23 protein-coding genes are annotated in these 23,548 nt (G+C 61.3%); 11 read left to right on the forward strand and 12 right to left on the reverse strand.

Features of this window, described 5'->3' with window-relative positions:
- Positions 1–54 precede the first annotated feature (54 nt).
- Positions 55–882: an ABC transporter permease gene (locus DSC91_RS12810; RefSeq protein WP_115778662.1), complete on the forward strand. Its 828-nt coding sequence runs from the start codon at positions 55–57 to the stop codon at positions 880–882.
- A gap of 206 nt (positions 883–1,088) precedes the next feature.
- Here DSC91_RS12810 and DSC91_RS12815 read toward each other — a convergent pair whose 3' ends face one another.
- Genes DSC91_RS12815 through DSC91_RS12840 form a run of 6 tightly spaced genes read right to left on the reverse strand, consistent with a single transcriptional unit; the run spans position 1,089 to position 6,558 of the window.
- Positions 1,089–1,310: a zinc ribbon domain-containing protein gene (locus DSC91_RS12815; protein ID WP_115778664.1), complete on the reverse strand. Its 222-nt coding sequence runs from the start codon at positions 1,308–1,310 to the stop codon at positions 1,089–1,091.
- 6 nt (positions 1,311–1,316) lie between these two features.
- Complete coding sequence (gene hydA, locus DSC91_RS12820; RefSeq protein ID WP_115778666.1) at positions 1,317–2,738, reverse strand: dihydropyrimidinase; 1,422 nt, start codon at positions 2,736–2,738, stop codon at positions 1,317–1,319.
- The gene (locus DSC91_RS12825) at positions 2,735–3,685 is read right to left on the reverse strand and encodes a dihydrodipicolinate synthase family protein (RefSeq protein WP_115778668.1); all 951 of its coding nucleotides are present in this window, start codon (positions 3,683–3,685) and stop codon (positions 2,735–2,737) included. The genes hydA and DSC91_RS12825 overlap by 4 nt, the downstream gene beginning before the upstream one ends.
- Complete coding sequence (locus DSC91_RS12830) at positions 3,682–4,842, reverse strand: NAD(P)/FAD-dependent oxidoreductase (protein WP_115778670.1); 1,161 nt, start codon at positions 4,840–4,842, stop codon at positions 3,682–3,684. The genes DSC91_RS12825 and DSC91_RS12830 overlap by 4 nt, the downstream gene beginning before the upstream one ends.
- Entirely contained in the window at positions 4,839–6,263 is a 1,425-nt protein-coding gene (locus DSC91_RS12835) for an NAD(P)/FAD-dependent oxidoreductase (protein ID WP_229758199.1), read from the reverse strand. The genes DSC91_RS12830 and DSC91_RS12835 overlap by 4 nt, the downstream gene beginning before the upstream one ends.
- Positions 6,253–6,558 (reverse strand): (2Fe-2S)-binding protein, encoded by a 306-nt coding sequence (locus DSC91_RS12840; protein WP_229758200.1) that lies wholly within the window; start codon positions 6,556–6,558, stop codon positions 6,253–6,255. Before DSC91_RS12840 ends, DSC91_RS12835 begins: the two co-directional genes overlap by 11 nt.
- Before the next feature lie 160 nt (positions 6,559–6,718).
- On the opposite strand from DSC91_RS12840, the gene DSC91_RS12845 reads away from it, so the two are divergent.
- The 4 genes from DSC91_RS12845 to DSC91_RS12860 all read left to right on the forward strand — a co-directional run bounded on the left by DSC91_RS12845 (position 6,719) and on the right by DSC91_RS12860 (position 9,691).
- A complete protein-coding gene (locus DSC91_RS12845; RefSeq protein ID WP_115778673.1) occupies positions 6,719–7,549 on the forward strand; it encodes a transporter substrate-binding domain-containing protein in 831 nt (276 codons plus the stop codon).
- A gap of 69 nt (positions 7,550–7,618) precedes the next feature.
- Positions 7,619–8,287 carry an amino acid ABC transporter permease gene (locus tag DSC91_RS12850; protein ID WP_115778675.1) on the forward strand — a complete coding sequence of 223 codons (669 nt, stop codon included), beginning with the start codon at positions 7,619–7,621 and terminating at the stop codon, positions 8,285–8,287.
- Positions 8,287–8,976, forward strand: a complete 690-nt coding sequence (locus DSC91_RS12855) for an amino acid ABC transporter permease (RefSeq protein ID WP_115778677.1) — start codon at positions 8,287–8,289, stop codon at positions 8,974–8,976. The genes DSC91_RS12850 and DSC91_RS12855 overlap by 1 nt, the downstream gene beginning before the upstream one ends.
- Entirely contained in the window at positions 8,954–9,691 is a 738-nt protein-coding gene (locus DSC91_RS12860; protein ID WP_115778679.1) for an amino acid ABC transporter ATP-binding protein, read from the forward strand. Before DSC91_RS12855 ends, DSC91_RS12860 begins: the two co-directional genes overlap by 23 nt.
- A gap of 92 nt (positions 9,692–9,783) precedes the next feature.
- Here the strand turns inward: DSC91_RS12860 and DSC91_RS12865 are convergent, their stop codons facing one another.
- On the reverse strand, positions 9,784–10,437 hold the full coding sequence (locus DSC91_RS12865; RefSeq protein WP_229758201.1) for a GntR family transcriptional regulator: 654 nt from the start codon (positions 10,435–10,437) through the stop codon (positions 9,784–9,786).
- A gap of 318 nt (positions 10,438–10,755) precedes the next feature.
- Here DSC91_RS12865 and DSC91_RS12870 point away from each other — a divergent pair, with 318 nt between their 5' ends.
- The 5 genes from DSC91_RS12870 (at position 10,756) to DSC91_RS37445 (ending at position 17,030) form a co-directional block, all read left to right on the forward strand.
- Positions 10,756–13,260 (forward strand): autotransporter outer membrane beta-barrel domain-containing protein, encoded by a 2,505-nt coding sequence (locus DSC91_RS12870; RefSeq protein ID WP_115778691.1) that lies wholly within the window; start codon positions 10,756–10,758, stop codon positions 13,258–13,260.
- Between the two features lie 99 nt (positions 13,261–13,359).
- On the forward strand, positions 13,360–14,340 hold the full coding sequence (locus DSC91_RS12875; RefSeq protein ID WP_115778693.1) for a chromate resistance protein ChrB domain-containing protein: 981 nt from the start codon (positions 13,360–13,362) through the stop codon (positions 14,338–14,340).
- The gene (locus tag DSC91_RS12880) at positions 14,337–15,509 is read left to right on the forward strand and encodes a chromate transporter (protein ID WP_115778695.1); all 1,173 of its coding nucleotides are present in this window, start codon (positions 14,337–14,339) and stop codon (positions 15,507–15,509) included. The genes DSC91_RS12875 and DSC91_RS12880 overlap by 4 nt, the downstream gene beginning before the upstream one ends.
- A 276-nt stretch (positions 15,510–15,785) precedes the next feature.
- Complete coding sequence (locus DSC91_RS12885) at positions 15,786–16,202, forward strand: cupredoxin domain-containing protein (protein ID WP_115778697.1); 417 nt, start codon at positions 15,786–15,788, stop codon at positions 16,200–16,202.
- A 375-nt stretch (positions 16,203–16,577) separates the two neighbouring features.
- Positions 16,578–17,030 carry a hypothetical protein gene (locus tag DSC91_RS37445; protein ID WP_162831382.1) on the forward strand — a complete coding sequence of 151 codons (453 nt, stop codon included), beginning with the start codon at positions 16,578–16,580 and terminating at the stop codon, positions 17,028–17,030.
- Between the two features lie 122 nt (positions 17,031–17,152).
- Here DSC91_RS37445 and DSC91_RS12895 read toward each other — a convergent pair whose 3' ends face one another.
- The 5 genes from DSC91_RS12895 to DSC91_RS12910 all read right to left on the reverse strand — a co-directional run bounded on the left by DSC91_RS12895 (position 17,153) and on the right by DSC91_RS12910 (position 21,226).
- Positions 17,153–17,734 carry a hypothetical protein gene (locus DSC91_RS12895; protein WP_115778699.1) on the reverse strand — a complete coding sequence of 194 codons (582 nt, stop codon included), beginning with the start codon at positions 17,732–17,734 and terminating at the stop codon, positions 17,153–17,155.
- 346 nt (positions 17,735–18,080) lie between these two features.
- Complete coding sequence (locus DSC91_RS12900) at positions 18,081–18,443, reverse strand: hypothetical protein (RefSeq protein ID WP_115778701.1); 363 nt, start codon at positions 18,441–18,443, stop codon at positions 18,081–18,083.
- Between the two features lie 733 nt (positions 18,444–19,176).
- On the reverse strand, positions 19,177–19,836 hold the full coding sequence (locus tag DSC91_RS37450) for a hypothetical protein (RefSeq protein ID WP_162831383.1): 660 nt from the start codon (positions 19,834–19,836) through the stop codon (positions 19,177–19,179).
- Between the two features lie 11 nt (positions 19,837–19,847).
- Positions 19,848–20,435 carry a hypothetical protein gene (locus DSC91_RS12905; RefSeq protein ID WP_115778703.1) on the reverse strand — a complete coding sequence of 196 codons (588 nt, stop codon included), beginning with the start codon at positions 20,433–20,435 and terminating at the stop codon, positions 19,848–19,850.
- Positions 20,432–21,226, reverse strand: a complete 795-nt coding sequence (locus DSC91_RS12910) for a TIGR04255 family protein (RefSeq protein ID WP_115778705.1) — start codon at positions 21,224–21,226, stop codon at positions 20,432–20,434. Before DSC91_RS12910 ends, DSC91_RS12905 begins: the two co-directional genes overlap by 4 nt.
- Before the next feature lie 689 nt (positions 21,227–21,915).
- Between DSC91_RS12910 and DSC91_RS12920 the strand changes: the two genes are divergently transcribed.
- Complete coding sequence (locus DSC91_RS12920; protein WP_115778709.1) at positions 21,916–23,547, forward strand: ShlB/FhaC/HecB family hemolysin secretion/activation protein; 1,632 nt, start codon at positions 21,916–21,918, stop codon at positions 23,545–23,547.
- The last annotated feature ends 1 nt before the right edge of the window (position 23,548 follow it).

Here is a 23,548-nt window from a genome sequence, read left to right on the forward strand (position 1 = left end):
GTTGAGACTCGGTTGAGCCTCGGTTGAAATACGCGAACACGACGAAGGAACGATATGCAAGATCAACGCAACACGGTGCTGACGGAACGCGTCGCCGCGCGCTGGGTGCGGCTGCATACAGCGCTTGTACTGTTCTTCCTGATTGCGCCGATTCTCGCGATCATCCCACTCTCGTTCAATTCGGGCTCGTACTTCTCCTACCCGTTACAGGGCTTTTCGCTGCGCTGGTATGAGCAGGCGCTCACGAGCGCGGGCTGGCAACGATCGCTCCTGAACAGCATCGGCATCGGCGCGGCGTCGACGTTGATCGCCACGTGTCTCGGCACGCTCGCCGCGCTAGGCATTTCGCGCGCGCAGTTTCCGTTGCGCTCGCTGATCATGCCGATCATCATTTCGCCGATGATCGTGCCAATTGTCGTCGTCGCGGCGGGCTTCTATCTGATCTTCGCGCCGCTCGGTCTTGTGAACTCGTATCCCGGCGTGGTGCTGGCGCATGCGGCGCTCGGCACGCCATTCGTCGTGATCACCGTGACCGCATCACTGCTTTCGTTCGATCAGAGTCTGCTGCGCGCCGCTTCCGGGCTCGGCGCGACGCCTTGGGTCACATTCAGGCGCGTGACCTTGCCGCTCATCACGCCGGCGGTCGCAACCGGCAGCGTCTTCGCTTTCGCGACCTCGTTCGACGAAGTCATCGTCATTCTGTTCATCGGTGGCCCGGATCAGACAACCGTGCCTCGGCAGATGTGGAGCGGTATTCGCGACTCGATCGACCCGTCAATCCTCGCCGTGGCGACAATGCTGATCGTGTTCGCAGTGCTGCTTTTCGCGAGCATTAACTGGCTGCGCGGCCGCACGGCCGCCGCCAGCAACGCTGTTATCTGACCTTAGACGCGTTTCCTTGCTGGTGAGCGCAGCGATTTCGGTATCGGTGGCACGTCGTAGCGAACTGTTTTTCCTGCAGAATTTTCTAGCCTCGTGATGGTGCTGAACGAAATCCGGAGCGAGCCCCACTTCCGCCCTTCAACCCGATAGGACTTCAACGGCAGCTTCCAAGGTGCAACGATCGCTTGCGCAGCCGGGTCGGATTTCTAATGACAACAACCACACCCACCTCGATGCCTGAAGCCATAACCCCCTTCTTCCGTCTGCATGTTCCCGCCGCGCTGTGCCAGCAGCACCGTCGAACCGCTGACGATACGCGGCGACGGCAGGCTGCACCCCGGGCACGGCGTTGGCTCATCACGCCGGGAAACCGGGCGAATGGCGTCGAACGTCCCGCATGCATCGCAGGCATATTCATAGATCGGCATGGCGTTCTACCAATGAGCGCCAAGTTCGCCGCGCGCGACAAACTGTCCCTGACCGGTCCGTCCGACCCAGTCGCCGTTGTCGATCAGCACTTCTCCCCTTAGCAGCACTTTCCTCACCCGGCCCGTGACCTCGCGGCCCTCGAACAACGTGAAGTCGCAATCGCCGTGCTGCGTGTCCGCGCTGATCGTATGCGACTCGTTCGGATCGAACAGGACGATATCGGCGTCGCTGCCAACCGCGATTGTCCCTTTCTTCGGGAACAGGCCGAAGAGCTTGGCCGGCGCAGTCGACATCAACTCGACGAAGCGATTGAGCGCTATGCGGCCGCTCCGTACACCGCCGTCATAGACGACCGTCATGCGCGTTTCGACGCCAGGCACGCCATTCGGGATCTTCGAAAAATCGTCGCGCCCAAGCGGCTTCTGGTTGACATTGCCGCGATGCCCCTCCTTCATGCAATACGGGCAGTGATCGGTCGATATCAGTTGCAGATCGTCGGTCTTGAGTGCGGTCCACAGCGCGTTCTGCGCCTCTTTCGAGCGCAGCGGCGGACTCATCACGTAACGCGCGAGCTCGAAGCTGTCGTCGGCATAGGCTGATTCGTCGAAGAACAAATAGTGCGGACAGGTCTCCGCAAACACCGGAATGCCCAGGTCGCGCGCTTCGATCACATGCTTCAACGCCTCCTTCGCCGAAAGGTGCACGAAATAAACCGGCGCTTCGGCGAGTTCGGCGAGCTTGATGCCGCGATGCGTCGCTTCGCCCTCCATGATCGCAGGCCGCGTCAGCGCGTGATAACGCGGCGCGGTATGGCCCTGCGCGAGCGCCTCGCGAATCAGCAGGTCGATGACCGTGCCGTTCTCGGCATGCAACGCGATCATGCCGCCGTGCTGACCGACCATCCGCATGGCCTGAAAAATGGCGGCGTCGTCCGACATAACCGTGCCGGGATAGGCCATGAACATCTTGAAACTTGATACACCTTCGTGACGAATCGCGTATTGCATGTCGCCGAGCACGCGCTCGTCCACCTGCGTCACGATCACGTGAAAGCCGTAGTCGATGCTCGCGGCCGATGCCGCCTTCGATTGCGCTCGCGAGATCGCATCGAGCGGGCTCGTGCCGGCGGTTTGCAACGCGAAGTCGATAATGGTCGTGGTTCCGCCGAAGGCCGCCGAACGCGTGCCCGATGCAAAGTTGTCGGCCGTCACCGACGGCCCGAAGGTGTTCTCCATATGCGTATGGCAATCGACGCCTCCGGGAAACACCAGCAACCCTGCCGCGTCGATCACCCGTGCATCCGGTCCCCCGTCGAGATTCAGTCCGATGCTGACAATGCGCTCGCCTTCCACGAGGATGTCGGCGACGTAGTCGTCAACGGCCGTAATGATGCGGCCGCCTTTGATGAGGGTTGGGGTCGAACTCATGAATCACTCCGTTGAGTGTCGGTTGCGAAGGCGAGCGCGTCTTCGAGACGCGCCATCTCTTCGTGTGAGAGCGGCGGGATCGGCGGCCGCATCGTCGGATACGGAAACTGGCCCTGCAGGTGCAGGCAGGCTTTCAGGCGCGCATTGGCATAGGAGCCGGGCGCGGTTCCATAGATGACCTTCGCAAGCGGATAGACGCGCTCGTGAAGCTGCTGCGCGCGGCCGAGATCGCCCTGTTCGACGGCGCGATACAGCGCCACGACCAGTTCCGGCACGACGGCCGCAAGGCTGACGAGGCTACCTTCGGTGCCGATCGCAAAACAGGTGAACAGGTGTTCGTCGCCGGAAGCCATCACGGCCACGTGCGGCGCGATCGATTTGACGAGCCGTCGGTTCGCTTCGTAGGCGGCAGTCTCCCAACTGCCTTCCTTGATGGCGACGACTTCGGGCAAGCCGACGAGCGCGGCAAGCATCTGCGGCGTGTAGGCCATGCCGCCCGTGGCGACGCCGGCCTGGTAAAGCATCATGGGCAAGCGGGCCTCGGCGTTGGCGATCCGGTGATGCGTCAGAACGGTGTCGAGATCGGTCGACAGCGCCCAGGAGAACGGCGGAAACAGCAGCATGGCATCGGCGCCGGCCTGTCTTGCATCGTTCGCTTGAGCCTGCGCCTCATAGCTGTCTTCGGCATTCACGCCGGCCACGATGATCGAGCGATCGCCGCACACGGCATGCGCGATTTCCACGACGCGCCGCTTGTCCGCCGCCGAGAGCGTGAAGTTCTCGCCGGCATGGCCGTTCACCAGAAGCCCGGCAATGCCGTCGACGCTCGCCACCGCTTCGATATGCCGTTCGAGCACCGCCTCGTCCATAAGACGCCCATCCGCGTCGAGGGGGCATAGCGTAGCGGCGTAGACGCCGTTGAATGGGTCGGCATGCGTGGGGATCATTCTGTCTTTTCCCAATGAGGTTGGGCGGGCGCATCGTCATGAACGACGAGCCGCGCCGGATCGAACAAGGGCAACTCGGGTTCTTCGCCGAGCATGCGCTGGGCAAGCAACTTGCCCATGTAGGGACCGCTGGTGTAACCGGAGTGCACGCAACCGATCACCCACGCGTCGGGCAAACCGGGAAGCGCGCCGATCATCGGCATGGCGTCGGCGGTTTCGGATTCGAGGCCGAGCCAGATGCGCGCCACGCGCGCCTTGGCGAGCGCGGGGATCACATGCTGCGCGAGCCGGAGATTGCCGATCAGGTTGCCCGGCACCGTTTCCACGCCGCCCCGCTCACGATCGCCGATGCCTTGCCAGCCGCCGCCGATCAGGACACTGCCGTTGGCGAACTGCTTCATCGACAGCAGCCCGTTCGCGATGCTCAGCACCGACTTCATCACGGGCGGCATGCGTTCGGTGACGATCAACTGATTGACGAGCGTCTTGACGGGAATGTGGATGCCGAGCATGGCGAGCATCGGCTCCAGCCACACGCCGCCCGCCATCACGAGACGCGTTGCGTCGATACGGATGGCGTCGTCCGGGCCGTACACCCGATACATCCCCGCGACGCGTTCGATGCGCGTGACCGGCGTCTGCTCGAAAACGTGTACCCCTGCTTCGCGTAACGCCGCATGGAAAGCGCGACCCGTGAGATAGGCGCTGGCGAAGCCATCGGTTGCACAGTACGCGGCTTGCAGCATCGCGGGATTCAGGCCCGGCTCGACGGCAAGCGCGGCATCCCGGTCGAGCAGATCGATTTGTGCGCCGTATTCGCGCCTCGCCGCCGCGCGTTGCTGCAGCAGTGCTTTTTCGGATTCCGTGAAGGCAAGCGAGAGGCCGGGCACCGACGTGGAGAGCACGCTTTGGCCTAGCCACGTGTCGGTGTTCATCCACATTGTCCACGCACGGATCGCATAGGGAACGAGCGCGGCGCGCGTCATATGCAGCGTCAGCGTGCCGGCGTTCACGCCCGACGCGCCACGGCACAGCGCATCGCGTTCGATCACCGCCACGCGCATGCCGGCTCGCGCGAGAAAGAGAGCGGTGGTGCATCCCATCACGCCGCCGCCAAGCACGGCGGCATCGAATGCGGTCGTCGTCGGCTGGTTCATAGCGGCGCGGCCTTCGGGATCGGAATGTCGTCGTAGCTGAACTCGCCCGTCAGCGCTTCAACCGTGACGGGCCGCAACGGCGTGCGGGCGGAAAAGCAGCCTGCGCGTTCGCGCGCGCCGCCGCACGCGCGTGCCGCAAGCAGTTCCGCCGTCACGTCCCCGCATGTGCGGCCCTGGCACGGTCCCATGCCGCAGCGGGTCCAGGCCTTGAGCTGGTTCACGTCGCGCGCGCCGGCGTCGCACGCGGCGTCGATCTCGGCGCGCGTCACGTCCTCACATCGGCAGACGATGGTTTGCTGCGCAATGCCGTCGACGTGGCCAGCCCGCAGCGCCATCAATTGCGCCATCGCGCGACCGAAGCGCGCCGCCTTGAGGTACGCCCGCCGCACGGACGACAGGCGTGACTGGAGCCCGGGGATGTCCCTGCCGCCAAGCTCGATGGCGCAGGCGAGTCCTGCGAGCGTGCCGTGGTGGCTCGCCGCCGCCGCGCCGACGATGCCCGCGCCGTCGCCCGCCACATAGAGCCGGGGACGCGAGGTGCGGCAGTTCTCGTCAGCGATGGCGATCCAGCCGCCCGCCTGCCGCGAGTAACGGTGTTCCGCGCGCAGGAGACGCGTGATTTCGGTTGACGGGGTCAGGCCATGACCGACTGCTATGCAGTCGGCGACCACGCTGCGGCGCTCTCCCGGGACGGGCCGGCCTGCCGCGTCACATGGCGCCAGCGTCGCGCGCAGCCGATCGCCGGCCGGCTCGACTTTGACTATCGTGTGCCGCGAATGAATCGGCACGCCGGCGCGGCGAATCTCGCGCCACCAGTGGAATCCCTCGCGCATCAGATCGGGGCGCGACACCATGGCGGGCAACGCGCGGGCCCAATCGCGACGGCTCGCGATATCCGCGATTGCTTCGACCTTGCCGCCGCCGTCCAGCGTCTTCGCCGCAACGGCCGCAAGCAACGGCCCGCACCCCGCGACGAGCGTCGAACGGCCCGGCAGGATGCCTTGCGATTTGATGAGGATCGTGGCGGCGGCCAGCCCGATGACGCCGGGCGTGGTCCACCCGTCGAAGGGTACGACACGTTCCGTGGTTCCTGCTGCAACGATCAGCGCGTGCCCGGTGCAATGCACGGGGCCGGCCGGACCCACGGCATCGACGCGATAGTCGCCGGTGACGGCCCACACCACGTGATCGAAGTAGGTGGAGACTTTGCTTCCGGCGAGTTCGCGCCGCAGAGCGTCGCCCGCTTGCTGGTCCGCGCTCGACGGAACAGCGGCGCTGACCGGCGCGCGATAGACCTGCCCGCCGGCCACCGGGTTCTCGTCGAACAGCGCGACCTTGAGACCTGCCGCCGACGCGGCCAGCGCCGCGTTCACACCGGCCGGCCCAGCGCCGAGCACGAGGACATCGAAGTCAGATATCAAGGCCGATCTCCGGTACCTTGCCGACATGCATTCCTTCCGTGACCGTCGTCCGGCATGCCAGCACGCGGCAACCCTCGACAATGACGAGACACTCCTGACAAGACCCCATCAAACAGAACATGCCGCGCGGCGCGCCGTTGCGCGGACTCGTCCGCAAGGTCTTCGTGCCTGAGGCGAACAGCGCAGCCGCCACGCTTTCGCCTTGACGCGCCCACGCCGGCCGGCCGTCGAAAAGAAACCTCACCGTCGCCGCGCCGCCTGCCTGCTCGATGCGCATGGTCTTCTCATCCAGCATGGGATATGGCTCCCTTGACAACTAATTTCGTCGATGTTTTTATCTTATCGTATACGTTTCGTATACACAAAATGGCCAAAATAAAGAGGGTCCGGGAAGTGCCCGAACCACGCGCCAGAACGGTCAGCATTCATCCCCGAACCTATTACGGAGTTGCCGCATGAAATCCTCGATGCTCCTCACCCGCATGCTCGCTTTGGGCGTTGCCGCCTGCGCGTTGCTCGGCTCGTTCGACACCAGCGCCCGCACGCTCGACGAAATCATCGCGTCGAAGAAGATCGTGTTCGGCATCAATCCGAATCTGCCGCCGCTCGGCATTTACGACGCAAAGAACAACATCGACGGTTTCGACGTCAGTATTGCTAAGAAGATTGCCGACTCGCTCGGCGTGAAGCTCGAAATCGTTCCGGTTGGCTCGAACGATCGCGTGCCGTTTCTGATGACCGACAAGATCGACGCCGTGATGGGCGGCATGACGCGTAACGCCGACCGCCTGAAGGTGATCGACTTCACCGATCCGGTCAACACCGAAGTGCTAGGTGTCCTGACGACACAGGCGACGTCTTATTCAGACTGGACCCAGTTGAACGATCCGGCGGTGCGTCTCGTTCAGGTACGCGGCACGACACCTATCCAGCTGATCCATGACAAACTGCCCAAGGCGCAACTCCTGATTCTCGACAACTATCCGGATGCGGTTCGCGCAATCGCCCAGGGCCGTGCCGACGCATTGATCGACGTGCTCGATTTCATGCTGAGCTACACGAAGAACTACCCGACGAAATGGCGCGTGGTGGACGCACCGATCGAAGTGGACTACGACTGCATCGGCGTGCAAAAGGGCAATATGGCACTGACGCAGCGTCTGAACAAGGAAATCGGCACGTTGCATAAGACCGGCTATGTCGCTGCAAGCTGGAAGAAGTGGTTCGGCAGCGCCATGCTGCACGACCCGACCGCCTCACCCACGCCTGTCGCAACCGCGCAGTAAGGGAAGCTGACAGCAGCGCTCGTCGCAGTAACGGACGAGCGCTGCGCATCCGGCAGGAGCCACTATTCGATGCCCCTACATTTCGAGCCCATCATCCAACAGTGGCCTTATCTGCTTGCCGGCGCATGGCTCAGCCTGCAGATCGCCGTGCTCGCGTTTGGGTTCGGCATGGTCATCGGCCTCGTCTGCGCCTCGGTGTTGCGCTATGGGCCGGTGCTTCTGCGCAAGGCGGTGATGGCCTATGTGATATTCGCGACCAACACGCCGCAACTTGTGCAGATCTTTTTCCTGTTCTTCGCACTGCCCGAGATCGGCGTGACCTTGTCGCCGTTCACGGCGGTGTTGATCGGGGCGACGTTCAATGCGGGCGCTTATCTGTGCGAGATCCAGCGCGCGGGTTTCAATTCGGTGCGGTTGATGGAGATCGAAGCCGCCGAAGTGCTCGGCTTCTCCACGCCGCAGATCGTGCGGCACGTGATTCTTCCGCACGTGCTGAAGGTGATGTTCCCACCGTTGTCGAACCAGTTCATCGTCATGACGCTCGGCACCTCGATGGCATCGGTCTTCGGCGTCGAGGAACTGACGGGGCGCACGTATAACCTCAGTTCGCAAACCTACCTTTCGGTCGAGGCGTTCAGCGTGGCCGCCGTTCTGTATGTCGCCGTCACACTGATCGCGACGTTCGCGCTGGCGATGATCGGGCGCCATGTCTGCCGCGCCAAAATCAAGGTGTTCTGATGTTCGCTTCCTCACAGGCCGAAATCGCACAACTGTTTTCTTTCTACAACCTGCTGTTGCTGGTGGAAGGGTTCGCTGCAACCTTCGTGCTCTCGGTGGCCGGCTGCTTGACGGGCTTTCTGGCGGGCTTCGTCATCGCGATTGTCCGCGTCACGCATTCCCGCACGATGGCGCCTCTGCGCGCCCTCGCCTTCGTCTATTGCTTCCTGTTTCGCCGTATCCCGTTTCTGGTCACGCTGATGCTCGTGTTCTTCGCGAGCCAAACGTCGAAAGCGAATCTCCCGACGTTTGCCGTCGCGTCGCTGAGCGTATGCCTGATCGCCTCCGCCTACCTGGGCGAGATCATTCGAAGCGGACTCGAATCGGTCCATAAGAACCAATGGGAAGCCGCGCAAACGCTGAATTTCTCGTACTTCGAATCGCTGCGCTTCGTCATCGTGCCGCAAGCGTGGCGCGTGATCGTGCCGCCCACGTTCGGGTTCTTCGTCATGTTCATCAAGGACACGGCGCTCGCCTCGCAGATCGGCGTGATGGAACTGACGTCCGCCGGCAAGGTGCTGGCCAACAAGGGCTTTTCCTCGTGGCTCGTGTACGGAACGGTGCTGGTGCTTTATTTTGTGATGTCGTACCCGTTGTCGCGCTTGGGTAAGCGCCTGGAGAAGAAACTTGCCGCAACTCGAAATCGTTGATCTGAAGGCGTCGTACGGGCCGCACACGGTTCTCGAACGCATCAACCTGTCGGTCGAGAAAGGTGAAATCGTCAGTCTGATCGGACCGTCCGGATCGGGCAAGAGCACGTTGCTGCGCGTTCTTTTGGGACTGTTGCCGCCGGAGCACGGCAGCGTGCGGCTGAACGGCAATCCCGTGAACTATGCGGACAAGGCGGCCGTGCGGTCGTTGCGCTCGGAAATCGCGATCGTCTTTCAACAATACAACCTGTTCCAGAACATGAATGTGCTGGACAACGTGATGATCACGCCTACCCGGATCAAGGGGTGGCCGCGCAAGCAGGTGGAAGAAGATGCCATCCGGCTACTCACGCGCGTGGGCCTGGAACACAGGCTGAAAGCGTATCCGGACGAGCTGTCGGGTGGTCAGCAGCAACGTGTTGCCATCGCCCGCGCGCTGGCGTTGAAGCCGAATGTGCTCTTTCTTGATGAAGTCACGGCGGCGCTCGACCCAGAACTCGTCACCGAGGTGCTCGATACGATTCGCGCCCTGGCGCTGGAGGGCATCACCATGTTCATCGTGTCGCACGAGATGAGCTTCGTGCGCGAGGTATCGTCGAAAGTCGTGTTCATGGCTGGCGGCCATGTGATCGAGACCGGTACGCCGCAGCAAGTCTTCGATGCCCCGCAGGAAACCCGCACGCGCGAATTCGTCGGCAAGATCCTGCGTCACTGATGAAGTCCGATGGAGTCGGTCGGGCCGCGGGTTGCTAGCGGGCCGTGTGGTGTTCCGCGAGACTGACCCGGCGCGACGAATCTGGATCCGGCTTAGAGTCCGCCTCCAGTCAGGCGATTAAGCACGAAACGGCGCAGGTTCTGCAGGTGCGTGCGAACGGCCGCGCGTGCGGCATCTGCGTCGTCGGCAGCGTACGCTTCGAGGATCGCAAGGTGCTCGGCGCGGTCCTCCTCGATTCGATTGAAAGGCGTTGTGAGTTCAAACAGCCGGCTGTTCGTGCGCACAACTTCGATCATCCGCGCGAGCACGTCGTTGCCGCTCGCATGCGCCATCATCGTGTGGACCTGGTCGTCGATCTGCCAGTGTTCCTGCTCCTGCTGCCCACTGCGCAAAGCCTTGATCTTCTTTATCAGTTGCTGGATCTGCTTCTTGTCGATCTTGCCGATGGCAAGGCCGACTGCCTCCGCCTCGAGCAGCTCGCGCACCTTCATGGCCTGCAAATATTCCTGAGCGCTGACGAAGCGCACCGAGTATGAGCGGGCCCCGGCGCGCGTCAACAGCCCCTCGCCTTCGAGCCGCAGCAATGCTTCGCGCATGGGCGTGCGGGAAATGTTGAGTTCCTCGGCCAGTCGCCCTTCGACGACAGGGCCGCCGCTGCGCAATGCCTTGTCGAGGATCATCCGCCGAAGGGTCTGATAAGCCAGTTCGCCCAGTTTTTCCGGGGTTGTCAGGGAAGATGCTGTCACGTCGTCTCACTCGCTACAGATGCACGGTATACGCATTGTATGCGATCGGACCGTCATCTTTGCTTCGCGACGCTAATTCATGGGGTGCATATAGTCGGCATTGTAAGAGCGGCCGGGCCAAGCCCGATGTAGCACGTTTGCGCTACAGATACATTTTGGGAAATTTGGCCTGCGCCAATACAATCGGCCCAACTATGAAAAAGTGATACACGGGGGAAGTTGCACCACGCGCATTGCGCGGCCGGAAAGCGGCCGCGCAATCGGCCCGTGCATGGCCTCCGATAGCGATAAAAACTGAACATCATCGGGGAAAAGACCATGCGCAAATCGGGACCTCAACCGCAGCCGGCGGCAAGGCGACTGACGGCGATCAGCCTCGCGGTGACGGCGGCGCTCGCCGCGATGACACCGCCCGCCGCCAAGTCCCAGACGGTCATCTCCGGCACCGTGACCAGCATGCAGACGTGGACCAGCGGCAATTTCACGGTCGAGAGCGGGGCGGCGATCGTATCATCGAGTGGTGCGGTGGTCACCAACAACGGGGCGTCGCTCGGTACGCTGACCAATAACGGCACGCTCAGCGGCAACGACACCTTGAGCAATTACGGCGGGACCATCGCCGCGCTGATCAACAACGGCACCATCAGCGCCAGCAGCGGCACCTACAGCGTCTTTAACCTCGGCACGATCGGCACGCTCACGAACAACGGCACGATCAGCGGTGGTTCATTCAACCTCTTGAACCTGGGCACAATCGGCACGCTCACGAACAACGGCACGATCAGCAGCCGCATAGGCATACTCAACGAAGGCACGATCGGGACATTGAGCAACAACGGCACGATCAGCGGCACGATCGGCCACGGTACCTCCATCGGCCTCTACAACTCCGGCATGATCGGCACGCTCACGAACATCGGCACGCTCACGAACAGCGGCACGATCACGGGTCGCGACTACGCGATCTACAACGAGTCGGGCGCCACGATCGGCACGATCACCAACTCGGGTGTGATCGCGGGCAATATCGTGAACTTCGCCAGCAATGCACTGACGATCAGCGGCGGCACGGGCACCACCTTCGGCACGCTGACCGGCTATAACGGCGCGGTGGGCACGATCACCAGCACCTCGGCGAATCTCAACTTTGCCTCGGGCAACCTGCTGCTGAACGACACCATCATTGTCGGCTCGAACACGGTCAACAACATCGGCGCGACGCTCGAAGTTGACAACCTCACGACGATCGCCGGCAACTACTCGCAAGGCCAGGCGGCCACGCTGCTGATCGGCGTCGCCAACGGCGCGACCTCCGCCGGCAGCCTGACCGATACGGGCTACGGACGCCTCGTGGTGTCGGGCGATGCGACGATCGCGGCGGGTTCGTCGGTGCAGCTCAAGAGCACGACGGGCGGCTACGGCTTTGCGGCCGGCCAGCGTTTCGTGGTGGTGGACGCGGCCGGCGTCGGCACCTATAACGCGAGCTCGCTGAAGTATTCGATTGCGGGCTATACATCCACGCTGACCGGCACCACGGTCAGCACTACCGGTCACACGGACCTCGTGGTGACGGTGGACAACGCCACGATCATCCCCCCGGCATCCAGCACCACCAGCTCGTCGACCTCCGGCACCAGCAGTTCGTCCGGCACACAGTCCACCTCGACCACCTCATCCTCGTCGCCCACCTCGTTCGCCTCGCTCGCGACGCAGCCCAATGCAGCGAAGGCGCTGGGCGGCCTGCTCGGCTACACCGGCGTGGACAATGCCGGCCTGCTGAACCTGTACGACGCGACGCTGGCGTCGCTGGCCGACGGCTCCACCAGCACGGCCAACCAGATCGGCAAGCAGCTCGCGCCGATCCAGACTCAGTATGCCGGCTCGGCCTCGACACTCGAAGCTCTCGGCGTGGTGGGCGCGCACGTGGACGCGCTGCGCCTCGCCCGTGCCGACGGCGCCACGGGCGTGGCCACCGGCGACAGCGCGCCGCGCTGGACCGCCTGGGGCCAGGTGTTCGGCGGCCACGCGAGCCAGGGCGAAGGCGACGGCGTGGACGGCTACAGCGCGAACTACGGCGGGCTGCTGATCGGTGCGGACCGCGCGTTCGGCGAGCACTGGCAGGCGGGCGGCGCGTTCCAGTATTCGCACACCGCGATCGACGCCACCGCGGGCGACAGCGCAGGTGTGAACGCGTATGGCCTGATCGGCTACGCGAGCTACGAGGGCTCGCCGTGGTACGTGAACCTCTCGGGTGCCGCGACGCTGCAGCACTACGACACGACGCGCGTGGTGAGCATGACGGGCTACAGCGGCGCGGCCTATGGCAACTTCAGCGGCCAGCAGTACGTGGCGCACGCCGAAGCGGGCTGGCCGCTGGCGGTGGCCGGCACCACGCTGACGCCGCTGGCGAGCCTGACGTACAGCCATCTGAACCAGGCGGGCTACACGGAGAGCGGCGGCAACGGCGCGGCGCTCACCGTGGGCGGCACACACGTGAACTCGGTGAGAAGCGCACTGGGTGCGAAGCTCGACAAGGCATTCGGGACCGCGTATGGGGAACTGGTGCCGGAGCTGCGCGTGCAGTGGATCCACGAGTACGACCGGGCACGGCAGACAACCGGCGCGAGCTTCGCGGCCGATGCGACGGGTGAGACGGCGTTCACGACGGTGGGCGCGACCCCGGTGTCGAATCTGGCGAGCGTGTCGCTGGGGGTGACGCTGGTGCGGGCGAGCAACCTGAGCATCTCGGCGCGCTACGAGCTGCAGGCGGGCTCGGGCTTTATGTCGAACACCGGCATCCTGCGCCTGCAGCAGCGCTTCTGAGCATCGGCGCTTCGATTCGACTACGCGCAATCCGGCGCCGGCCGACGCTTAAGCGAAAATAATTTGTAAAGTACGCTACACAGATGTAGTTTACTTTACATGATCACCCTAACCACTTGGGCCGTGCTGGTCCTGACCTTTCCCACCGAGAACGCTACCGCGCGGATGCGGGCATGGCGGGCGCTGAAAGCGAAAGGGTGCGCCGTCCTGCGTGACGGCATCTACCTGCTGCCGCACACTGCGGAGCGCGAAGACATGCTGCGCGAACTCGCAGGCAGCATTGACGAGGCCGGCGGCACCGCACATCTGCTGCGGGCGCAAAGTCTGGACGCGTCGCAGGAAGCGGACTTCCGCGCGCTGTTCGATCGGAACGACGATTACGCGACCTTTGTCGCGTCACTAGTCGTTGCCCGGAAAACACTGAGAGGCCAGTCGCCCGCCGAGGTCACCCGCCTGTTACGTCGCGTGCGCAAGGACTATGAGGCGATCCGGACGATCGACTATTTCCCGGGAGCAGAATCGACCGACGCCGAAGTCGCCTGGGAAGACTTTCTGGCGCTCGCGGATACGGTCCTGTCGCCGGGTGAGCCGCATGCGGCCGAGCGCGCCATCCGGCCGTTACAGCGCGACGAGTACCAGGCACGCACGTGGGCAACCCGGCAACGGCTATGGGTCGATCGCGTTGCGAGCGCATGGCTGATCCGCCGTTTCATCGACCCGAAGGCACGCTTCCTCTGGCTGGTTTCGCCGGAGGCCTGCCCGCCGGACGCACTCGGTTTCGACTTCGACGGCGCCGCCTTTACGCATATCGGCGAGCGCGTGACCTTTGAGGTGCTGGTTGTGAGCTTCGGCCTCGACGACGACGCGGCGCTTCTTCGGCTCGGTGAAATGGTGCACACGCTTGACGTCGGCGGCGCTCCGGTGCCGGAAGCGATCGGCTTCGAAGCGGTGATGGCCGGCGCACGGCAGCGCGCGTTGGACGACGATCAACTGCTCGATGAAATGGGGCGCGTGCTGGATTCGATCTACGCGCACTTTGCGGCGAGCACAAAAAACAGCAATGCAGGGAGCCGGTCATGAACACCACGACGGCGGCCGCACCGGGCTATACGCTCGGCCAGTTGATGCTTTACATGCTGCGTCTCGGCACATTCGGCTTCGGCGGCCCCGTGGCCTTGGTGGGCTACATGCATCGCGACCTCGTTGAGCGCCGGTGCTGGATCAACGAGCAGGACTACAAGGAGGGGTTGGCGCTGGCGCAAATGATGCCAGGTCCTCTTGCCGCACAACTCGGCATTTACCTCGGCTATGTCCATTACCGCGTCGTCGGGGCGACGGTGGCCGGTATCGCTTTCGTCCTGCCTTCGTTCCTGATGGTGGTGGCGCTCGGCTGGGCTTACGCCCAGTATGGCGGCCTCTCCTGGATGCAGGCGGTTTTCTACGGCGTGGGTGCCGCGGTGGTCGGCATCATCGCGATGAGCGCGTACAAGCTGACCAGGAAAACCGTCGGCCAAGACAGACTTCTGTGGGCGATATTCCTGACGCTCGCGGTCGTCACGGTGGTCACCCAATCCGAAATCGCGTGGCTGTTTATCGCGGGTGGCCTACTCAACTGGTTCTGGCGCGCTCCGCCGAAATGGCTCGGCAAGGGCGGCTTGCATGCGCTTGCCGTGACACAGGCGCCGGCAGCGAGCGGCTTCCTGAGTGGTCTTGATTTGCCACTGCTTGGCCAAGTCGGCCTTTTCTTTGCCAAGGCCGGCGCGTTCGTGTTCGGCTCGGGACTCGCGATCGTGCCGTTTCTCTACGGCGGCGTCGTGACCGAACATCACTGGCTCAACGACAAACAGTTCGTCGATGCGGTGGCCGTCGCGATGATCACGCCGGGTCCGGTCGTGATCACGGTCGGTTTCATCGGATATCTCGTCGCGGGATTTTCAGGGGCCTGCGTTGCCGCGCTCGGCACTTTCCTGCCCTGCTATCTGTTCACGGTGCTGCCCGCGCCGTACTTCAAGAAATACGGCAAGCTGCCCGCCGTCAAGGCGTTCGTCGACGGCATCACGGCCGCTGCCGTGGGCGCGATCACAGGCTCAGTCATTGTCATCGCGCGGCGCTCCATCGTGGACTGGCCGACTGTCGTGCTTGCTCTTGTAACGGTCGTGTTGCTCTGGCGATTCAAGAAGCTGCAGGAGCCGGTGATTGTTGTGGCGGCTGCCCTGTTTGGTCTTGCTGTCTATCCGCTCATCCATTAGCGCGCCATCTGAAAGCACGCGCGTGCGCGCAATCCGCGAGTAACGGAATCATGGCGACACGTCGTACCTTTCCGCAGGACACCGCGGCGATCGGCGCGGGAATCCGTGCGCACCCTTGCGAGCGGACAGCAGCGACCGACACGAAAATAGTCCTCGGACACGGAATAAGCCTGCGGCACTGGTCGTTTTATTTCTGTAGTGAACGGGTCGCCTGAAGGATCAACGCTCGACACGTGTTCGCGCTTGACACCCGTGGTATTCGCAGAGGAAAACGTCATGTTCTCAAGCCCACGCACCGTAGTCTTCCTTGGTGTGGCCGCACTCGGCCTGGTTTGCAGCCCCGGTTACGCGGAGCAGACGATAAAAGCCACGATGCTCACGAACGCGATCCAGCTCGATGCCAGCGACGTTAAGGCAGGCAAAGTCACGTTCGAGGTAAGCAACGCGCCGAACACCGGTATGACGCATGAATTCGTCGTTCTCAAAACAGACCTGGCCGCCGATAAGCTGCCTGTTAAAAATGGACAGGTGTCGGAGAGTCAGTTCAAAAAAATGGGAGAGGTGGAGGACATCGACCCCGGCAAGAGCAAGCGTTTGACGCTCATGTTGGCACCCGGCCGCTACGCAGTCATCTGCAACAGGCCAGGCCACTACTCGATGGGCCTTCATACGTCTTTGCTCGTCACGCCCTGACCGGCTTGGCTTAGGTCATGCGTTCTTTGACGCACACGTTGCCCTGATCCAGAGGGGCCTGGAGACCGCGTTTTTTTTCACGCGCGGCAACCCATTCCCCTGCTCGCTCCCTGGACATTCGTGCCTCGCCGTGGTCTAAATCTTTAGCGGAGCCGTTCCGTCACATTAGATGAGGTCTTACCGTGCAGCACATGATTTTGCCCCCTTTGACAGGGGTGATTGCAGCCGCGTTGCTGGGTGGCTGTGCCGCGTCGCCTTACGACACATCGATGAATTCCTGTGATCAGGATTACATGATGACCAATCCTGCGGGCGCTGAATATTACTGCGGTCCCGCCTACGGGTACCCCCTGTACGAAGGAGGCTTTCTCGGCTTTGTCGATATCGACCACTTTCACCATCACCACCGTGATCATGACCATGACCATGACCATGACTTCGATTTTCATCGCGGCCATGACCGTGATCATGACTTTCATCACGGCGGCGCCATGGCTAGCCACGGGCACGGTGAAGGGCACGGTGAAGCGCACGCCGAAAGCCACGGCGGCGGACACGATTCAAGTGGTTTCGGCAGCGAATTTCAGCCGTCGGGAGCGAGCGGATCGCATGGGAGTGGTGCGCGTAAGTAACAAGTCACCGGAATCACGCAACGGACCGCACCGCCACAATCCTTCGCTCGAACGACGAGTCCGGATACTGCCGAACGGAGCATATGCTGGCGCAAGTCAGCGGGGCAAGCGTGACGAAAATCTTCAGACCTTTCACGACAAACTTCTCAGTGGACGTGTTTGCCGTCAACGTCAAGCAGACGTCTTTACCGGCTAACAGCGACCCACTGCCCTACGGCCCCTCGACGGCTTGCGTAATGCGTTCCTGAGCGTTCCTGAGCGGTCGCGTTGGACGATCCCCTATGCGCGTCGCGAGAGGCGCGCATAGGAAAAGTTGGGCTAGTGCCGATGGAATCCGCCGGCCCCATTCATGCCGCCGGATCCATGCATGCCACCGAATCCATGCATTCCGCCGGACCCGCGTACGCCGCCGAATCCGTGCATTCCGCCGGCCCCATGCACACCGTCGAATCCCCTCATACCACCAACGCGCATACCACCGGCAGGGAACGGGCCGCGATGAAAGCCCGCTCCAACGACCGTGAAACGATCGTGACCCAGTTGATGAAAGTGGTCGAAGTGGTGAAAGTGATGGAAATGGTCGACGAAGATGAAGCTCACGCCACCGCCGATGAATAGCGGCGGCCCCCACCACCAGGGGTCGGGATAGGGATAGGCGGTGACGGGGTACCAAAGCGCGCTGCCATCCGGGCTTTGGACAATCTGCCAGGTCCCATCACTTTGCAGGCACGCACGTCCGACGACCTGCTGCATCGTCCCGTCGATTTCCGCCTGCGCGGCAACCGCGCGGCAATTCGTGCTGTCGGCCGGCACCGGTTGCTCGTCATACGTTTGCGCGAGTGCAGGCGCAGCGAAGCCGAGACAGACGAGCAATGTCCCGCAACGAAGCAGTTTGTCCATGATGGTTGGCCACATGAATCCCCGACGTTTTTGACGTCGTGTCGTCGGCGTCACCCAGCACATCGGTGTGCTTGCGCAAATTCACGCCGCGGGCCTGGCTGCGATAGGGGCTTGCCGCCCGGGACGTGGTTGCCCAACGAGTAAACGATGGAGTACGCCAGCTTATTCCAGCGATACCTGTTCTCAGGCGTTTTTGAATTCCGTGGTGTTCTATTTCATGTCAATCGTCGGTGCTGTTTAGCGTGGCGCATGCAGCGGGGGGCATCGGTGGAAAAGAGCCGCGAGCTATCAACCGCGCCCCCCATAAACGTGGATGGGTGTCCAACGTTTCCAGGGGGCGGTTTGTCTATTGCGACGCTTCTTCGAGCAGGCGCGCCGCACGGCTCGCCGTGATGCGGCTTTGAGCCACGCCCTTTGCGTCAAGTGCGATCACCGGGAACAGTTCACGGTCAACGGCCAGTTGCTGCTGATATTGCTCCGCGGTGTGCACAAGCAATTCAAGCAACGTTCGATGGTTCCTACGTTCCTCCATCGTGATGGCAGGATTCCTACATATTGTGGCCGCAAAAGTGACAAGCGTTTCCAGTTGGCTTGTGTGACGGTTGCAAAGATCGAAGGCCTGCAATGCAAGTTTCTCGTACTGGAGCGCGTCGACGGGTGGGCGTGAATCGGGTTGAGATTGTTTTGTTTTTGTGGATTTGTTGCTCATGGTGCGACCTCCCTGGTACTTCCTGGATCGCCCGACACTCGCTGGAAAGGGGTGAGCGGGCACGTAGAAGGGTTAGCAGACCGGAACTAAACTAAACCGGCGAGCCTTGCGGCTCCCCCACCACAGCCCGCCCATTGGAATATAGACGTGCGGAGGTAGACGCACGACCCGCCTCCGCGGGTGTGCGAGTTTAGTTACCAGGCTGCTAAACCTGGCCGCCGGGTGTTTCCCGATGGCTTGATGATTATAAATCAGGGTGGGTGGGGTGCGGGCAACCAAGCGGGATAAATGGGCAAGATTGGCCGATCGGATAAGGCTTCGATGGCAGCGCTGCGGCGATCTGATCTCGCCTAACCGCTTGGTAGCCGAAGCGTGACGCAACGGCTGATTGTCGAGGCGGATGCAAGCAGTTGTTCCGACGCTCAATGAATGGCTTGCTTCCGGGCAACGCCCGGGACCGTAGTCAACCCTGAAGAGCCATTCGCCGTCCGGCTGACGGCCGTCTGTTCGAGAGGACTCAGCGGACACTACTTTGGTCGCCACCGACTGAGCACGCTGCTTGCAGTGTCAGACGACCGGTTCGACTGATCGCAGCCAACTCAGCACGAACATGCTTATGACGCGAATGCAGACACGGGCGAGTTGGTCGCCGAGAGAACGTGTGACGCCATTTGATTCTGGCTCCGCAATGAGCTTTCGGGGTGGAGGATAACTGGTACGCACCTAGATCTGGCTACGCATGCGCGTCGGGGCTGCTGTCGGATGACTTGCGACGATCCGTATCCAGTCGGATAAATTCCCTGCCTTTCCCGGTGACCCAAAGGTGCAGTCGATGTACAGCGAGTCGTATTTCTGAAAGGCGTACATAAAGGAACGGTGGTCGTGGAAATCGCGATCTAGGGTCCAGTACGGCTCCGCTTTTTCCAAACAGATCAAATAGATTTTCTATCGCTGCGGCTTGAATGTTCTTTTTGTTTATCGTTGCATGCGCAATTTCATTGGAAAATCCAATGTGGGCATGTGCGAAATCGATTTTCCCTCGCTGAACAATTGGTGCGTCTTTTATTGAAAACTGATTTATACCATCACCAGAAGTAATATTCCGAAGGGCATTCGCATTAAAGCTTTGAACCCCAACAGCAGTCCGCCCCGATTTTCCCAGCAGTATTTCAAATACGAAAAAATCAAGGCGGCGGGGCGACGAATAGCATTGTCGCGATACCGATTGTTCGCACGCAATCAGGTGTTTTTTCTGAAACCCCTTGACGCTGTACCCGCCGTTTTCCCAATTCATCGGCTCAACCACGGCAAGCAGGATTTCCTCCCCTCCCCTCACTTCCCCTAGTGATACCATTGAATAATCGGGTTTTTGATTTTTATCTGCGTCTGCCATCGTTTAACGACTCACGCAATAAAGTAATCTTTCAGATCCTTTGGAATCCCACCTCCCGCGACAGCTACATTTTGTCCTGGCACGAAGGACCCGTTCTGAAAATACGTATACCCGTAATCGTTGTCACCCTCAAACATTGCGGCTGCTTTCTTTGTGCCTTCTCGCCATTCAAGCGTTACCATCCCATCAAGCGCTATACTTGGCTGCGGCAATGGAATCTCGAGGGGGAGCTCGCTGATAAATACAAGCGCCTCCGGCACAGCAGAAAACAACTGTTTTTCGGCTTCCTCATCCTCCAGTCCTTCCAAGTTTAGGAAACGGATAATGGACCGTTCAAGCAGGAGTTTTTCTCGAGCCCTATCGGCAGGTCGCGTTTCAATGACAATTTCTGCGACGTCAGCGGCTCCAGCCGCACTAGGCTTCACAACGGAAAAAATCGAGCCGTGTAAAACGGTACCAAAGGACCAAGTAAAATCAAATGGTACTTGTTGACCGATCTGAACAGGAAATTCCAATTGTTCTGCTTTGCCCAATTCCGGCGAAAGAGTCGTAATAACGCTGGTCAGCGGGAAAGAACCCTGATAAGCGATTGCCGTCATTTTTTCTCCTCGGGTTGCATTAAATTGATCAGCTCAGTTTTGACAAGCGAAAGAAAGGTCTTGCGTGCCAAAGCATGTGCATTTTCGAACCATTGCATTACGAGGCCGTGCTCTGTTGCGCCGCTTTTTTCAATAGACAGTTGGAGCACGCAACCGGGCGCCTGATTGATCTGTGCTTCTGCCACTTGGACTACGACATGCGAGTCCCGGGGTTCCACCACGGGTATCCGCGTTTGGGAATTAGTGGCGATAACATCTGCGGCGGTTCCGATGCTTTCAATAAAACGATCGGGTAGGACGGATCTTAATCCCAAATACTTCGACGTAAATTGCGCATACGTTTGGAAGTCGTGCTTGTCAGTAAACGCATTGATATATTTAAGCTGAAGCGATTTAAGCCGAAGAAATCGGTTTGGTGTAGGAAATGACTCCAAGAGCGCACTGACAGCCGAGGCCACTGAGGGCTGAAAGTCAGGCCAACCGGTGTAGGGTTGACCGGCCATGTTCACGGTGAGTAGACCAGGCCCGAGCTGCACCTTCGGCCAAGTATCGGCGGTTGGCGCGAACCTGACGACAGGTTGCCAAGCCAAAAATTGACGTGGCACTTGTGGTGGTGCGAGTTCTTGGGATTGCGGAAATCCTGCCGCGATCAATCGTGGCGTAAGGTCGGCGCGTACCACATCGAAGAAAGGATCAATTCCGCCAACAGCCGGCATCGCGACCGCAGTCAGTTCCCAGTGGAGTTCGCATATCACCTCCACAAGGGAGGGATTCTTATAGATGGTTCCCATTAGGGTTCGCTTAGCGTACCTGTACGTTGTTTACGCGAGGATATCAGGAAAGCTCATAGGGTAGTCGCGTTCGGTGGACGCACACTGCCGCTTGTCTCGCCCTGCTCCGCAGAGGTCGGCCGCGTCGATTTGATTGGATTGCGGTTCAAAGTGAATGAAGATCGGGAGCAGACGAACCGGCGAGCAATGGCGGCTGACGTAGCTAAAGTACTCCGGCGGCCGGTCGGCATGATCTCACTCGACCTTGGGCAGTCTTGGATTTGCGACCGACTGCTCTACGCGCTAGTCCGTGAACCGCCGGTAATTGCGGCGAAGCTGACATCCCACTGTCTGAGGTACGCCAGCGGCCAAGAACAGTTCATGGCCGATTTCCGCCACGTAGGCAGCTTCCGCACCACCCAAACCCCGAAACAAATCCCACCCCAAAATCACCTCTCGCCATGAACCACGACCGCCTCCCCCTACCTCAAACGTAGGCTTTTCCAGGCAAACCCCTATCAAGTACCGCTTCACCTTGCCGTTAACAAAAGTGAATGGGCGTCACGCGGTCGCGGCACCACCTCGCAGCACGGTCAGCACACCGCGAACGCACCACCAAAGGGAGACCCCCACAACACCCCGAGACAACGGCCGCCACGAACCCACTGGCCTCCGCTTACCATCCCGGGAAAAGGCGGACATAAAAAACAATGAAGCGACGTCTAATCCAATGCCTGTCGGGGCTGGCATTGATCGCAGCAGCCACCAATACCTTCGCGGACGACGGCTTCACCATCACGCGCTTCGAGGTTGAAGGAAACAGCCTGCTGCCCGCCGACGAAGTCCAACGCCTGCTACAACCCATGAGCGGCCCGCACCGCGTCTACGGCGACATCCAGCACGCGCTCGAAGCGCTCGAAAACGCCTACCGCAAAGCAGGCTACACCGCCGTCGAGGTCAACGTACCCGAACAGGAACTCACCAGCGGCGTCGTCAAAATCCAGGTGACCGAAAATCGGATCGGCAACATCACCGTCACCGGCAACCAGCACTTCAGCGAAAAGAACGTCCTCGCCGGGCTGCCGCCACTTCAGCGCGGCCAGTCGCCGAACCTGCGCAAAATCTCCGAGGCGGTGCAACTCAGCAACGACAACCCGGCCAAGCAGGTCAACGTAACACTAAGCAGCAGCGACGAACCCGGCACCGTCAACGCCGAAGTCAAAGTGGTCGACGACAATCCGCTGCACATCTCCGCGACGGTCGACAACACCGGCGCGACCTCCACCGGCCGCTGGCGCACCGGCGTCGCCATTCAGGACGCCAACCTGTTCAATCTAGATCAGGTCGGCACGCTGGCGTACACGACCTCCCCCGACAGCCCGAGCGGCGTGCGGGTTAACGTCTACTCCGTCGGCTATCGGATTCCGCTGTACAGCCTCGGCGACAGCCTTGAATTCCTCTACGGCAAGTCCGACATCAACACGCCAAGCTCATCGCCAACGCTCGGTGGCCTGCTCGGCTTCACCGGCAAGGGCGACATCTACGCTTTCCGCTGGAATCACCTCTTCGCCCGCCGCGGCGAGACCACCAGCAAGCTGATAGTCGGCTTCGACTACAAGAAAATCGATTCGACCTGCAACGTCAACGGCGTCACGTTCAGCACCGCAGGACCGACGCCGCCCGTCGCGTCCTGCGTGCCCTACACCACGATGCCGCTCAGCCTGACGTATAGCAGCCAGACTGTCGGCGTGGGACAAAGCATCGACTACGACATCGGCATCTCGCGCAACATACCGACCGGCACGCAATACACCAACACCGACGGCCGCACCGATCGATATTCGTACCTGACGCCCGGCAGCCGCGACACCGTCGACGGCTTCACGATCCTGCACGGCGACGCGTCGATCCTCCGAAGCTTCGCCAACGACTGGCAATGGCGTGTCGCCAGCACGGCGCAAGTCACGAGGAACCCGTTGGTGTCGTCGGAACAGTTCGGTTTAGTGGGCATCTACGCCGTGCGCGGCTTCACCGAGCGCGCGGTGGTTGCCGATAGCGGCGTGTTCGTCAACGCCGAGATCTACACGCCTCAACTCGTCAGCAAGGGCAACCTGCGCCTGCTGGCTTTCTTCGACTTCGGGTATGGCCACAACAGCAATGTCGGCAGCAGCGGCATTCCGGCAAACCTGAACGTATCGAGCATGGGTGTCGGCGCTCGTTACGCCTTCGGCCGTAACGTCAGCATCAGGTTGGACGTCGCGCGAGTCGGCGCGGCCGGCAATTCACTCACCGAGAAGCGCGGCGACTTCCACGCCGATGTCAGCGCAAGCCTGGGCTTTTGAT

This window comes from Paraburkholderia caffeinilytica, assembly GCF_003368325.1.
GTDB lineage: Bacteria > Pseudomonadota > Gammaproteobacteria > Burkholderiales > Burkholderiaceae > Paraburkholderia > Paraburkholderia caffeinilytica.